Here is a 14,342-nt window from a genome sequence, read left to right as displayed (position 1 = left end):
TGGGGCTAGAATCTAGGATCTGGAGACTAGGGAGGATAAGGTCGCTCTAGCCTCTAATCTCTAGCCTCTAATCTCTAATATCCTAAAACGCCTGATATATCTTGAATATCGCGAGTATCTTCCCGATAATGGCCGGGATTCCCGGACAAAGGAAGCACAGGATAACGCGGGTCACGCGGTTTTTCCACCAGCGCTTCACTTGCCAGACGTCGTCGGACAGCGTTTCCATTTCTTGCACGCGGGGCGGGCGCATGTACACCTGCGTAAGTGCCGTGAAAAATCCGACGCCTACAAGCGGGGTAAGCCCGGTAAAGGGGGCCATGACCAGTGCAACGAGAATGGTGAGGGGGTGCCCGCCGGCGATAATCGTGCCGAGCATGGCGCCGCCGCCCGTGAGCATGGCCCACTGGAGGCTGAGTTCCCCAGCTTTCTTGAAGCCAGCTTCGTAACCGACGAACAGGATGCTTGCGACAATGGCGATGGGGATGGCCCAGCCGATAATTTTCCAGATGGGAGAGCCCTTGGGGATAACGCAAATGGATTCTTCGCTCGGGATTTCCTTGTCGGTCTCGATGATGTTCGCGATGCCCCTCATGTGGCCTGCGCCGACGACGGCGACAATCTTCTTGCCGGGGGCGCTCTTGATTTTGCTTGCGAGGAACTGGTCACGTTCGTCGATGAGCACCTGCTTCACTTCGGGGAACGACTTGCCGAACTCTTGCATCATGCTGCTAAGGGCGTCCTGTTCCTTGATCTTGTCCAGTTCTTCTTCGCTGATTTCGGTCTTGTCGAAAATGCTTGCGAAAAGCCCGCCCAAGAGGCTGAGCTTGCGGTACCAGGGGGTGCATGCCCAGGTTCGTTTGAGCGTAATCTTGATATCCCGGTCCGCCAGTACTAGTTGGGCGCCTTTGCTTTCGGCGGTTTCGGCGGCTTCCTTGAGTTCGGCTCCTGGCTTCACTCCGGTCTGGGCGCCCATGCGCTTCTGGTACGACCCGAGGACGAGGTTTGCGATGAGCGTCGCCAACTGCTTTTTCTTGATGACTTGTTTGAGGTCGGTGTTTTTCCAGCGGTCGGGTTCCTTGAGCGACTTGAAACGGCCTTCGTCGAGCTCAACGCAGACGGTGTCCGGAGATTCATTCTCGATGGTCTCGCGGACCAGTTCCTTGGAACTTTGGGAAATGTGGGCGGTGCCGATGAGGATGATTTCTCTCCCGTCGGCAGTGTTGATGCGGTAAATGTCTGCGTTTTCGCTCATAATGCGCGCTAATGTAGAAAAAGTAGGGCCGACTGGTCTATGGACTAATTCTCAAGGATAAATTTTGTTTAAACTTCACGAAATTGTGATAAAAATGTGTATATTTGATGCGGGATAATTTTTCGGAGGTCTTCCTATGAAAAAAATTTTATTGGGTCTCTCTTTTGTTGCAATGATTCTTTCTGCTTGTGCGGGCTCCTCGAAGGACCCGGAACAGCTGGATAACGCTCTCGCCGGTTTCGCTGCCTGTGTGCAGAGTTCCCGTTGGCAAGAGGCCCTGGAATATGTCACTCAGGACGAAGCTTATGCGATTAGCCCGGATGGCTATGAGTTCAAGGAAGAATACAAGGTGGCTGCCCGCCGTCTTCCGCTTTCGACTCTCCGCAAGGCCGGTCTTGAACTCGACCGCCACGGTCGCTTGGTCGGTATCAAGAAGGCCATGGACGAGGCTAACGAACGCTATGTGATGTCCGAAGACCAGGCCAAGGTCGGCACGAACCTCAAGGAAATGGAAGATGCCCGCATCAAGCGCCGCATCGAAGAAGGCCAGAAGATCTTGAAGGGCGAAGAAGAAGAAGCCAAGGCCGAACCGGAAGTCGAAGTCTTCACTAACAAGCTTACCGACGAAGAAAAGCGCAAGTACGGCAGCACTCGCGACTTGCAGGCTCCCGAAGCCTATAACGAACCGGACGAAGACGAAGAACGCGCCAAGGAAGAAATTCACGGCGACTACGAATCGGACTTCTAGTCTGGAACGTTAAAAATTAGTTTGTTTGTCAAGCGGGATCCCCGATTCGTTCGGGGATTTTGCATTGGAGGTAAATATGAAACGTTGCTTGGTTTTCGTTGCTGTTCTTGCCGCGCTGTTGCTTACGGCTTGTGGCGATTCCGACAACTATGTCACGTCCGGTGGCTCCCGCGTCTACAAGGCCACATTTACCTATTTCTACGCTCAAGAATGCGATTACGATGATTTTGGCGAATACTATTGCTACGATGCGAGTTCGCTTCGCAGGTCTTTTTCCATCTCGTTGCGTCTCGAAGGCGATGGTTATGCTGTTTTGGTGTTCGACAGAGACAGGTACATCTATTACGGCGACGAGTACGATGTAGGCTCCGATGACAGAGGGGTTTATTACCAGTTCCCAGTGGATGGGGGACTCCTGACCGTGTTCGACGATGGTTCCGAGGCCATCTACTCCCAGTATGATCCCCTGGTCGAGTACCACTACTATTACGACCTGTACTAAAACGGGCCATTTTAGCTCGGCTCGGCCATGCCAAAGCGAAAAATCGCTTTGACGCGGCGCTCGCCTTTTGCTAAATTTGTCCCCACTCATGAGCAATTCAGAACGTTTTGTCATTGCCCTGGATGGGGGCTCCGGTACCGGGAAGAGCACGACCGCGAAGATTGTGGCCAAGACCCTCGGTATCACTTACCTCGACACGGGCGCCATGTACCGCGCCGTGACGCTCGCCGCCCTCGACAAGGGACTGCCGGCCGAAGAAGGCCCGGCGATGGACGAACTGCTCTCTAACCTCACGCTCGGGTTCGACTCCGAAAACCACATCCTGATTAATGGAGTCTCCCGCGAATCCGAAATCCGCGGGATGAAGGTCTCGAGCAACGTGAGCGTCTACTGCGCCCTCCCGTCGGTCCGCGCCGCGATGACAAAGCAGCAGCGCGAAATCGGCAAGAAGCAGAGCTGCATCCTGGACGGCCGCGATATCGGTACGGTTGTTTTCCCCGATGCGAAGTACAAGTTTTTCATGGTGACGGACGTGAAGGTCCGCGCCGAACGCCGCTACAAGGAACTCCTTGAAAAGGGCGAAAAAGTGACGCTCGAAGAAGTCCTCAACAACCTGGTTGAACGCGACCGCCTGGATTCTTCCCGCGCGAACGCCCCCCTCAAGAAAGCGGACGACGCTATTGAAATTGACACTACACACATCTCAATCCAACAACAGGTGCAAAAGATTCTCGACTACGTAGGTGTAGTGGCGTAGCCCTGAGTCTTTTAACCACAACAATCAACAGGAGTTCATAATTAAAACTAGCCAATAGCCCCTAGCCTCTAGATTCTAGATCCTAGATCCTAAACACTAGACTCTAATTACGAATTCCAAGAAAAAAATCATATGTCTCAAAATCTCAAATTCGGAACTCAAGAAGATCTCGCTGAAATCCTCGCCGCTCAGGGCGAATGCAGCCCGGACTTCCGCAAGCAGAACGCCGACGTGTATGCCGGTATGGATTGCCTCGAACAGGGCAAGCTCGTCATGGGCAAGATCAGCCAGGTGAACGAGCAGGAAGTCCTGATCGACGTCAACTACAAGTCCGAAGGTGTTATCGACCGTGCCGAATTCAAGGACACGGACTCCCTCGAAATCGGTTCCGAAATCGAAGTGTTTGTCGAAAAGCTCGAAGATGAAGACGGCCGTCTCATCCTTTCGAAGCAGAAGGCCGACTTCGTGCGCGTGTGGGACCGCATCCACGCCGCTTTCGAAAACAACGAAGTCGTGCGCGGTACGCTCACCAAGCGTATCAAGGGCGGTGTGGTTGTCGACCTGTTCGGCATCGACGCCTTCCTCCCGGGTTCCCAGATCGACCTCCGTCAGATCCCGGATATCAACGCCCTCATTGGTCAGGAATACGACCTCAAGGTTATCAAGGTCAACAAGGCCCGCCGCAACATCGTCGTTTCTCGCCGTGTTGTTCTCGAAGAAGAACGCAACAAGCAGCGTGGCGACGTTCTCGAAACTCTCGAGAAGGGTCAGGTCCGCAAGGGTATCGTCAAGAACATCACCGACTTCGGTGCGTTCATCGACCTTGGCGGCGTAGACGGCCTCCTCCACATCACCGACATGAGCTACAAGCGCATCAACCACCCGACCGAAATGGTCCAGCTCGGCCAGGAAGTCGAAGTCATGGTGCTCGACTTCAACGACAAGAAGGAACGTATCTCTCTCGGCATGAAGCAGCTTAAGCCGCATCCGTGGAAGGACATCGCCGAACGTTATCCGGAAGGCGCCATCGTTAAGGGTAAGGTTGTTTCCATTACCGATTACGGTGCATTCGTCGAACTGGATTCTGGCGTCGAAGGCCTCATCCACGTTTCCGAAATGTCCTGGACGCAGCATGTCAAGCACCCGTCCAAGATCCTCACCGTTGGTCAGGAAGTCGAAGCTGTCGTTCTCAAGGTCGAAGAAGATGCCGAACGCATCTCTCTCGGCATGAAGCAGCTCGAAAGCGATCCGTGGGATTCCATCGAAACTGAACTTCCCCCGGGTGCCCGCGTGGTCGGCGAAATCCGCAATATCGCTTCCTTCGGCGCCTTCGTCGAAATCAAGGAAGGTGTGGACGGCCTCATCCACGTGTCCGACATGTCCTGGACCAAGAAGATCACTCACCCGAACGAAATGGTCAAGAAGGGTGACAAGGTTGAATGCGTCGTGCTCGCCGTCGATAAGGAAAAGCGCCGCATTTCTCTGTCCATGAAGCACCTCACCGAAGACCCGTGGGATTCCATCGAGACCACTTACCCGGTTGACTCCGAAGTCAAGGGCAAGATTGTCCGCATGCTCGACCGCGGCGTCGTGGTTGAACTCGCCGACGGTATCGAAGGCTTCATCCCGGTCTCCAAGCTCACCACCGAATACATCAAGGTTCCGGCCGATGCGTTCAAGGTTGGCGACGAAGTTCCGGCTGTCGTGACCGAAATCGATCAGAACAACCGCAAGATCTTCCTCTCCGTGGTGGACTACTTCAAGAACCGCGAATCCGCCGAGCTCGCTGCTTGGATGGACTCCCACAAGCCGGGCGAAAACGGCACCACGATCGGTGACGCTGTCGCTCCGAAGAAGAAGGCCTCCAAGAAGAAGGCTGAAAAGCCGGCCGAAGAAGCCGCTGAAAAGCCGGCCGAAGAGGCTTAATTTATAGTAAGCAGTGGTTAGTAAACAGTGGTTAGGGCGACTTCGTCACGATTATAAATCCTAATCACTAACCACCAACCACTAATTACTTTAAGGAATCCCGTGGGTAAAACCGCGGGGTTTCTTTTTTTTGTCATTTGCCTTTCACTTTTCGCTTTCCATAAAAATTTTTCATTAATCTTTCTATCTTACTTTTTATGAGTTGTTTGTTAAGGCGTTGTCTGATAGCCCTGTTTTTTGTTCTCTTCACGGCTTCTTTTGGTGCCGACGTTAAGGTTTTGCCTTTGAACGCCCCGAACTTGCCCAACGAGAAGTTGTACACGACAATAACGGTTCAGGTGTTGAATGCAGTTCAAGAGACAGGATACAGATCGGTTGAAAAAGCCGACTATGCTTTGCTTGTTTCGGTGCTGAATCCCAAAGGCTCCCTGATGGTGGGGGCCGAGGTAAGGGGCTTGAACTCTTTTTACAAAAAAGAGGTTGTTAACGTAAGCAATGCATCCATGTTGAACGATGCCATCCGGCAGGTTGTTGGTGTGGTATTAAAAAGTATCCCGGTTGCATCTGGTGTCGCCGATGTGAGCGAAGTTCCTAGTGAGGAACCTTTGGTAAAGGTAGATTCTGTAACAAAGAGGGATACCGTCACAAGAGTCGATACTGTTGCGAGAGTAGATACTATTGCGAAAGTCGACACTATCGTAAGGATTGATACTGTTGCGAAGGTCGATACGATTGTTAAGATAAATACGGTTATGATCGTGGATACCGTTGTGCGGGCGGACGCTAATCTGCCGAAAAAATCCTTCCATTATATTATGGTTGGTTTTTCATTTGCAGATCTCTTCTTTTTGCGTAGGCATGCGGAATACTATATGACGGCTTCGCCTAGAGACGACTACTATTATGGTTCAGACTATTATTACGGTACAAGCTATTACGATAGAAAATATGATATTTACCGTACGGGGAAAGAATATACTACCGAGGAGCAGAGTAGCAGCAACCAATTCTATTTGGGCTATGCGTACGAATCGCCTATAATCACACGATTGTCTCAAGTGTATTCTGTCAGTTTTGGAATTAACGATTCAGATTGGTTCCTTGCTTTGGCGGGTAACCTAAAATTTAATTTGATGGAAACGCAGCCCACAAGAAAATGGAACCTGTTTGTTCAAGGTGGGCTTGGGCCCATCTTTGCTGATGTAGAGACCTTTGGTGAAGAAGGCTGGGGAAGTAATCAAACATGGAATGCGATTACTAGTTTAGGCCATCGAATAGGTGAATCCTATCATTTGGGGCTCGTCTTTGACGTCGCTCTAGGCTTTGATTACAACGTTATAGGAAAATCGAACCTGGAATTCGGCGTGAAATTTGAGCAGGTGTGGCTGGATTTTTTGGATGAGTTGTGTGGCAATAGAATGTTTGCAATAACCCCTTACGTAGCCTATGGGTTCTAGAAAATGAAGTTGCTGCTTGGATTGTTGCTTGTCTTGTGCCTGTATAGTTGTGGCGATATAGAATCGCCTCACTCCACAACTGTGTATGTTGATACTGTTGATGAATATGGTGTATCGCTGACAAAAAAATCTTCTTCCAGTTCATTCTGGGTAAAAAGTTCATCTAGCAGCGTTTTGAGTTCTAGCTCCTTTTTAAGTTCATCTTCTTCGCGTTATTCGTCTTCACGTTACTCGTCTTCACGTTACTCGTCTTCCTATTATCGCTCTTCATCCTCTTATAGCTCTTCGTCTTCTGCCTGGTTTGAGTATCTTTCCAAAGGAATGCTGATGAAACTGACTCTTACCTACTACCATCAGCTGAAATCTTATGAAGGAACGTCAAGCAAAACAGACGGTGACCCCATCATTTATTTTAGGATAATGGCGACAGACAGCGTCGGCGATACTCTGATGTCTGTAAAGACATCAAGGTTTTTCGACAGCGTATCGGACAAGACGAATCTTTCTGTGTGGAGGGGAGATTCCAGCGAGGTCTGGAGTTTGCCTCGCAATACCTACGCCATTTCAGTATGTCCGATTGTTTATGACTATGACCCAATTTCGGATGACAAAATGTCGACAGGTTCTTGCTATATTGTCCAAAGTGTCGGTTTGCTTGATCCAAGAGAAAAGGTTTATCAGCAAGATAGCAAAGCCTCCAATTATGAACTGGAGTGGAACTGGTATTTATATTGAGAGGTAATATGAAAAAATTACTTTTAATATTTGTCCTGGCAATTCTGTCTGCATGCACGACCCAGATGGAATCGTTTTACACGCACAACGAATTCCAAACGAACGTCGTTCTGTCCGAAGCGAACTTTGTCGTTATAAAAAATGTCGAAGCCTCGACATCCCGTTGTTTCAATAGCGGGATTGCCCGAAATGCGGCCATTGAAGAATTGTTCAAGAAGGCAAATCTGAAAGGCTCCCAGGCTATCGCAAATATTACCGTATCTCAATCAGAAGGAACCTTCTGCGATAAGGCCAAGGCATTTGGAACGGTGATTGAATTCGTCGATTCCGATAAAGGGAAAAAGCCGAATTCCACTGCAAAAGCAAATAATGTGAACTCCGCTTGCGACAGGGCTGTATGGGGCGATGCCTGCGGCGACTAATTTTCTATCTTGCATCCTATGAATCTTGCTGGAAAGAAAATCCTCCTCGGAGTCTCGGGCGGAATCGCCGTGTACAAGAGCTGCGAGCTGTTGCGCCTTTTGCAGAAGAAGGGTGCTACGGTGCGCGTGTGCATGACCGATGCTGCCACCGAATTCGTCGCCCCGCTTACATTCGCGAGCCTCTCCAAGTGTCCCGTCTACCTCAAGAACGGCGCCGTCGAGGCGCGCCCTTTCCAGCATATCGATTTCCCGCGCTGGGCAGACCTCTACCTGGTGGTGCCCGCGACCGCGAATGTCATCGGCAAGTTCGCCTGTGGCATCGCCGACGACCCAGTGAGCCTCTGCTTCATGAGCTGCACGTGCCCGCGTGTAATTGCCCCCGCGATGAACGTCGCGATGTACAACAGCCCCGCCGTAAAGCGCAACCTCGAAATTTTGCGCGGCTTCGAAGAGACGACCGTGCTCGAATCTCCGGCCGGTGAACTCGCCTGTGGCGAAGTCGGGCAAGGCCGCCTGATGGAACCGGCGGAGATAGTGGCGTATTTAGACGATAGACGAGCTTTGACAACCAACAAGTTCACTGAGCCTGCCGAAGTGAACGTTGCTGAGAAAGGGGAAGGCTTTCCCCTCGCTTCAGCCGCTGGCGCGTCTTCCGCTACCCCTTCTCCTGTGCTGAGCAACGCCGAAGCAAGCGGGGGACACCCCCGCAACGCCCCCGAACCGCCGGCTTTTCCCGTCGCTCAGGATATTGACCCCACGCAGGATCCGTCGCTCCCCGGTCACGGCAAGAAGGTGCTCCTCACTGCCGGCCGTACCGAAGAGGCGATTGATCCGGTACGTTACATTTCCAACCGCAGCAGCGGCAAGACGGCCGTCGCGCTTGCCTCGGTATTTTACGCCAACGGCTTCGAGGTCGAAGTCGTCGCGGGCCCGATGGAGGCCGCGTTCCCGGGCGGTGTCGCGGTTTCCCGCGTCCAAAGCGCCCGGGAGATGCACGACGCCGTGATGTCTCGGCTCGAGAGTGTGGACGCCGTCGTGCATTGCGCGGCGGTAGCGGACTACCGCCCCGCCCACGCGGCCGATTCGAAAATCAAGGATAGCCGGAGCCAGCTCACGATTGAGCTTGTTCCCAACCCGAACATCTTGCGTGACTGCACTGCGGCGCGCGCATCCCGTGCCACAGACGCTGCGGGTGATGCCCGCCGCCAGGTGATTGTCGGCTTCGCGCTCGAAACCGACAATTTTAAGCAGCATGCTGCCGAAAAACTCGAAAAGAGCGGCGCCGACGCGCTGCTCCTCAACGCCCCAGTCGCAAGCGACTCGGGCTTTGGCCACGACTGCGTGCGCTATGCGCTGGTGCGCCCCCATGCCGGGATTCCCGAGATGCACATGGGCTCCAAGGTGGACCTGGCCCAGGAAATTGTACATTTTGTTTTGAACGAACTCGGCTAGATAGGTTTTGCGATGTCAGAAGAATTTGATTTTGGTGAACTCCGGAATTATTTGCGCGGTCAGATAGACCTGGGCGATGCCGAGCTTTTTTTGGATGAACCGTGGGCGCTGACCCGTGGCAAAACGCGCCCGGCTCCGGCTCCCGCCCGTCCGGCACCTGTGCGCCCTGCTGTCGCACCGGCCGCGCCCGCCGCACCCATGGCGAACGAGATTTCGGAGATATTCGACAATTCCGGGCTGTTCGGAGCCCCAGCTCCCGCAGCGGCTCCGTCCCGCGAACCGGTCGCTGCTGCGGCCCCGCTCGCGCCGCCCGCCCCGCGCGCAGTCAAGAAGACTGTCGCCGAGTACGAATCGGCCGATTCCCTCGATTCCTTTTATACGTTGCTCAAGAAAGACGTCCTCTATGCGCACGGGGCCGAACTCCCGCGCTACGCGGGCCCGCAAAACCCCCACCTCCTGTTCGTGCTTCCTGCACAGCAGCCGGGGGAGGATTGCGCCAAGTTCCTCCAGGGGGCGCCGGGCGAAATGCTTGTCCGCCTGTTCGCGAACTTGAATGTCGATGCCTCTGCCATCGGCGTCACGTATTTTTTCAAGGGCGCCCCGCGCCCCCTTTCTCCGTTGCTCAAAACGTCCCTGCGTAAGATGCTCGCGAAAGAAATTGCGCTTATCCAGCCGCAACTCGTGGTGACCTTCGGTGAACCTCTGTTCTACCAAGTGTTCGGCAAGGCAAAGCCCTTCGCCGACATGGCCGGCTCCGATCTGGAATTTGGCGGAGTGCCCGCGATGGCGCTTGCCGACCCTTATACGATGGTCAACGACAAGCAGCTCAAGTGGCTAACGTGGAAGGTTCACATTCCGCGTTCGTCGCGTTTCCCGAAAACGTAATCGTAACTATATTTTATTTTGATTTATGGCAGAAAACGGAACTGCACAGAATTTTGAAGGCCGCCAGATGCCCATGGATACCGATGCCGAGCGCTACCTGCTGGGCGGTATTCTTCGCGACCCTTCCGTGATGGAGACGGCGACCGCCGAAATCTCCGGTGACGACTTCTTTTACATGGAACGCCACCAGCTTATTTGGAATGCCCTCACCAATTTGTACAAGGCGGGCACCCCGATAGACCTTGTTACGCTTTCTGCTGAACTGGACCATGCGGGCAAGCTTACGCTGGCCGGCGGCAGGGAATACCTTTTCGACTTGATGGAATCGGTCGCCTCCTCGGCGAACGTCTCGTGGCAACTCGACCACCTCCGCGACAAGGCCGTGCTCCGCAGGCTCATCCGCAGTTCGTCCGATACCATCAAGAAGGCCATGGATTCGACCGTCAATACCGACGAAGTCCTCCAGTCGGCCGAACGCTCCATCTTTTCCATTGCCGAACAGAAGGTGAAGGATTCGCTCCGGCCTATCGACAAGTTCGTGGCCCCGCTCCTCGAACGCCTGAACAACCGCAAAGACGGCATCACGGGCGTGCCCACGGGCATTAGCGAACTCGACGAACTGACGAACGGCCTGCAACCTTCGGACTTGATTATTTTGGCTGCCCGTCCGGGTGTCGGTAAAACCTCTTTCGCCCTTACGATTGCGGCGAATGCGGCGATTGACTACAACAAGCATGTCGCCTTTTTCAGCTTGGAAATGGACGGCATGCAGCTCGCGCAGCGCCTTTTGTGCTCCCGTGCGCAGGTAGACCAGAGCCGGTTGCGTAATGGCAAGCTGAGCCGCGACGAGATGAACAAGCTCATCGCCTTTGTCACGCCGATTAACCAGGCTCCGCTCTTTGTCGACGACAATGCCGACCTCGGCATCATGGAACTCATGAGCAAGACCCGCAAGCTCAAGCGTCAGGGCAAGCTCGACCTGGTCGTCATCGACTACTTGCAGCTGATGAAGACTGGAGGCGAAGAAAACCGCGCGGTCGCCATCGGTGCCATTTCCCGTGGCCTCAAGATTTTGGCGAAGGAACTGAGCGTGCCGGTCATCGCGCTCGCCCAGCTGAGCCGTAAGGTCGAAGAAAAGGGCCGCGAACGCCCGCAGCTTTCCGACCTCCGTGAATCGGGCTCTATCGAACAGGACGCCGACATGGTGTGGTTCGTGGACCGCCCTTACGTGCGTAACCACCACGAAGACGAAATCCACAATGCCGAACTGATGGTCGCCAAGCACCGTAACGGCTCCGTTAAAGACATCAAGCTTTGCTTCATGCCCGAATATACGACTTTCTACGACTGGACCGACGATATGGAGGCCAGTTACCAGAGTGACCGCGACGAAGGTGACGGTAGTGATTTCGGACCGATGGACTGGGGTGGCTAATGTTCTTGATCGTGCGTCCAGTAGCCTGGGTGGGCAAGGTTATTGTCGGTGCTGTTTCCAGCATCGGTGAATGCCTCTGCATCTTGTTCAGCACGCTGCTCCGCTTCCGGTTCCTCCACAAGAACCCGTCTCTGCTGGTGAAGGAGATGATTTCCATCGGTGTCTCGTCGCTCCCGCTCCTGTTCGTGACGTCCGTTTTTACGGGCATGGTGGCGACCGTCATGGCCGAATTCGAATTCCACAACCTGGTTTCTGACAAATTTGTCGGTACTGCCGCCTGCAAGATGGTGCTCATCGAACTAGGACCCCTACTCACGGCAATTGTGCTTGCCGGGCGAGTCGGTAGCGCTGTCGCCGCCGAAATCGGTTCGATGAAGGAAAAAGAAGAACTGTCGGCTTATACCGTGCTCGGCTTGGATACCTACCGCTACCTCGCGATGCCCCGCTATTTCGCGTTCCTCACGATGATTCCCTGCCTCACCGCCATATCCAATGCCCTTGCACTTATCGGGGGCTGGATCGTGTGCGTGCTTGCTCTCGACATCACGACGTACACCTACTACACGGGGATGCAGTATCTGTTCGATAACATGGACCTGTGGTCGGGCATGATCAAGTCGATTGTGTTCGGCACGATTATTTTTGTGCTTGCGTATTACAACGGGATCAATTCCAAGGCGGGCGCTCATGGTGTCGGCCTTGCCACGATGAACGTGGTTGTTTCCAGTTGTCTCATGATTCTTGTTGCTGACTTTGTTCTCGATGCCATCATGTTCTTCTAGAGGAATCAGGTAAGATTATGCCGAATGTGAACATCAACCCGAACGACATCGCTATCCGACTCAAGGGGCTCAAGAAGTCCTTTGGCCCGCAGACAGTTCTCGAAGACGTGAACCTGGATATCCGGCGTGGCGAAACCATGGTCATTATCGGCAAGTCCGGCGGCGGCAAGTCCGTCATCCTCAAGCACATGATCGGGCTCCTCCAGCCGGATGGCGGCGAGGTGTCGGTCGATGGCGTGACCATCAGTACGCCGAAGTTCTTCGATACACGTACTATCCGCCGTAAAATGGGCATGCTGTTCCAGATGGGCGCGCTTTTTGATTCCATGAACACAGGCGAGAACATCGCGTTCGCCCTCCGCGAACACCATCCGGAACTTTCCGAACGTCAAATCCAAAACGTGGTCACCGAAAAGTTGCAAATGATCAACCTGGTCCCCGAGTTCAGGACCAAGATGCCTTCCGAACTTTCGGGCGGTATGCGCAAGCGTGTTGCCCTGGCCCGTGCTATCGCCCTCAATCCAGAAATTCTCCTGTACGACGAACCGACGACCGGCCTTGACCCGATTACGAGTGACGTCATCAACGACCTCATTCTCGACATGCAGAGCAAACTCGGGGTTACTTCCGTGGTCGTGACTCACGACATGGTGAGCGCGTTCAAGGTGGCCGACCGCATCGCGATGCTTTACAATGGGCGCATTATCGAGGTGGGGACTGTCGACGAAATCAAGAGGACGTCGAATCCTTACGTCCACCAGTTCATTACGGGCCAGCGCAAGATGGAAGAACCCGGAAAATCGGCGGATTAGATATTCCAGTTTGGAATAAATTGCGCACTTTTTTTATGAAATGGGTCACTTGTTTTTGCCGAGGGGCTTAATTTGGGCAAAAAAAGAGAAATGCACAACCCGTTTGTAAATAATAATTTAAATTTAGGGGTATAGGGGAACTTTATGAAAATTAGGCTTTTTTACATTCTTGGCGTATTTTCTTTGGTAACCGCATTTTGGGCATGCGGTAATGGGGATGTTTTTCTCCCAGAAACAGAGGATATGGTTGCCGTCGAGAAATTTGGCGATTTGAATCAATCCGATCTGGATGCCATGATGGATTCTTGTCTTGCTGATTCAAAATGTAAGGCCATGTGGGATTCTACGCTGGGGCGCCCTGAATGGAAAAAGACGGGTAAAAGTAGTTCGTCGCATAAAGATACCGCGTCTACAAGTTCGTCCGTAGAGAACAGCAGTGCATCTGAGGAAAGTTCCTCTTCAGTGGAGCCGACTTCTTCCGAGCCTATCGCGGAAAGTTCCTCCTCGAGCGATGTCGTGGTGGAAAGTTCGTCGGATGCCCCGGTCGACTGTAGCTCCTCCATTGAGCCTGAGTCTAGCAGTTCTGCCATCTCTAGCTCCTCGTCCGTAGTAGAAGAATCCAGTTCCAGCGAGGAAAATTCCAGCTCTAGCGAGACGGAATCCTCTAGTAGCGTGGTACCGCCGGAGAGTTCTTCTTCGGAACTTGCTCCGCCATCGGGGTCTTGTCGCCCGGATAAGTACAATGCCGCCATTGAAGAACCGGTCACATGGACGTATTACCCCGACGAGGGAACGTTTAATAACGGCCGCTATGCTTGGTCTCCTGAGGATGCTTCTGGCATGGCCTACGATAGCAATGTCGATGATGGCAAGGGCGAAGGCCCCGTCAAGCCTTTCCGCATGAAGTACACAAGTTCGGGCAATAAGGAAGGGCCGAGTGTCTCCATCTTCTATGGGGGCCAAAAACTCAAGGTCACCTGCTCCACCCAGAATGCCATCTATATTAATCAGGACCATTATGTATCTGGCCCGGAGGAAAGTTCGTCCTCTGAAGAAGATACCCCCTATGTTCCGCCGAGCAATTCTTCGTCATCAACCTCGAATGGTGACCCTCCGCCCATAATTTATTGACCCTAATCGTTTTGTTGAGCCCTAATTGTTGTTTTATGGACAA

Annotated in this window: 14 protein-coding genes; 13 read left to right on the top strand and 1 reads right to left on the bottom strand. The window is 53.1% G+C overall.

From position 1 onward, the window contains the following. Positions 1-82: 82 nt before the first annotated feature. A complete protein-coding gene (locus tag Q0Y46_RS05960) occupies positions 83-1,255 on the bottom strand; it encodes a TraB/GumN family protein (protein ID WP_295683495.1) in 1,173 nt (390 codons plus the stop codon). A 136-nt stretch (positions 1,256-1,391) separates the two neighbouring features. Here Q0Y46_RS05960 and Q0Y46_RS05955 point away from each other — a divergent pair, with 136 nt between their 5' ends. From Q0Y46_RS05955 to Q0Y46_RS05895, 13 genes are all read left to right on the top strand, one after another. Next, the gene (locus Q0Y46_RS05955; RefSeq protein WP_295683497.1) at positions 1,392-2,003 is read left to right on the top strand and encodes a hypothetical protein; all 612 of its coding nucleotides are present in this window, start codon (positions 1,392-1,394) and stop codon (positions 2,001-2,003) included. Positions 2,004-2,079: 76 nt separating this feature from the next. After that, the gene (locus tag Q0Y46_RS05950; protein ID WP_295683499.1) at positions 2,080-2,505 is read left to right on the top strand and encodes a hypothetical protein; all 426 of its coding nucleotides are present in this window, start codon (positions 2,080-2,082) and stop codon (positions 2,503-2,505) included. Positions 2,506-2,593: 88 nt separating this feature from the next. Next, on the top strand, positions 2,594-3,262 hold the full coding sequence (gene cmk, locus Q0Y46_RS05945) for a (d)CMP kinase (protein WP_297945794.1): 669 nt from the start codon (positions 2,594-2,596) through the stop codon (positions 3,260-3,262). Between the two features lie 132 nt (positions 3,263-3,394). Next, on the top strand, positions 3,395-5,188 hold the full coding sequence (gene rpsA, locus Q0Y46_RS05940) for a 30S ribosomal protein S1 (protein WP_297945792.1): 1,794 nt from the start codon (positions 3,395-3,397) through the stop codon (positions 5,186-5,188). Between the two features lie 197 nt (positions 5,189-5,385). After that, on the top strand, positions 5,386-6,645 hold the full coding sequence (locus Q0Y46_RS05935; protein WP_297945790.1) for a hypothetical protein: 1,260 nt from the start codon (positions 5,386-5,388) through the stop codon (positions 6,643-6,645). Between the two features lie 3 nt (positions 6,646-6,648). After that, positions 6,649-7,380 carry a hypothetical protein gene (locus Q0Y46_RS05930; protein ID WP_297945788.1) on the top strand — a complete coding sequence of 244 codons (732 nt, stop codon included), beginning with the start codon at positions 6,649-6,651 and terminating at the stop codon, positions 7,378-7,380. An 8-nt stretch (positions 7,381-7,388) separates the two neighbouring features. Next, entirely contained in the window at positions 7,389-7,802 is a 414-nt protein-coding gene (locus Q0Y46_RS05925) for a DUF6567 family protein (RefSeq protein WP_295679111.1), read from the top strand. A gap of 18 nt (positions 7,803-7,820) precedes the next feature. Continuing rightward, positions 7,821-9,254, top strand: a complete 1,434-nt coding sequence (locus Q0Y46_RS05920) for a bifunctional phosphopantothenoylcysteine decarboxylase/phosphopantothenate synthase (RefSeq protein ID WP_297945786.1) — start codon at positions 7,821-7,823, stop codon at positions 9,252-9,254. Between the two features lie 12 nt (positions 9,255-9,266). Continuing rightward, positions 9,267-10,139, top strand: a complete 873-nt coding sequence (locus Q0Y46_RS05915) for a hypothetical protein (protein ID WP_297945783.1) — start codon at positions 9,267-9,269, stop codon at positions 10,137-10,139. Positions 10,140-10,164: 25 nt separating this feature from the next. Continuing rightward, positions 10,165-11,574: a replicative DNA helicase gene (gene dnaB / locus Q0Y46_RS05910; RefSeq protein ID WP_295679104.1), complete on the top strand. Its 1,410-nt coding sequence runs from the start codon at positions 10,165-10,167 to the stop codon at positions 11,572-11,574. Next, positions 11,574-12,356 carry an ABC transporter permease gene (locus Q0Y46_RS05905; protein WP_295679102.1) on the top strand — a complete coding sequence of 261 codons (783 nt, stop codon included), beginning with the start codon at positions 11,574-11,576 and terminating at the stop codon, positions 12,354-12,356. Before dnaB ends, Q0Y46_RS05905 begins: the two co-directional genes overlap by 1 nt. 17 nt (positions 12,357-12,373) lie before the next feature. Continuing rightward, positions 12,374-13,168: an ABC transporter ATP-binding protein gene (locus Q0Y46_RS05900; RefSeq protein ID WP_295679100.1), complete on the top strand. Its 795-nt coding sequence runs from the start codon at positions 12,374-12,376 to the stop codon at positions 13,166-13,168. Positions 13,169-13,312: 144 nt separating this feature from the next. Beyond that, positions 13,313-14,299 (top strand): hypothetical protein, encoded by a 987-nt coding sequence (locus Q0Y46_RS05895; RefSeq protein WP_297945782.1) that lies wholly within the window; start codon positions 13,313-13,315, stop codon positions 14,297-14,299. The last annotated feature ends 43 nt before the right edge of the window (positions 14,300-14,342 follow it).

Origin of the sequence: uncultured Fibrobacter sp. (genome assembly GCF_947305105.1) — a bacterium.
Taxonomy (GTDB): Bacteria; Fibrobacterota; Fibrobacteria; order Fibrobacterales; family Fibrobacteraceae; genus Fibrobacter.
The sequence above is the reverse complement of the archived record's forward strand: the minus strand, read 5'-3'. Positions and strand labels throughout refer to the sequence as shown.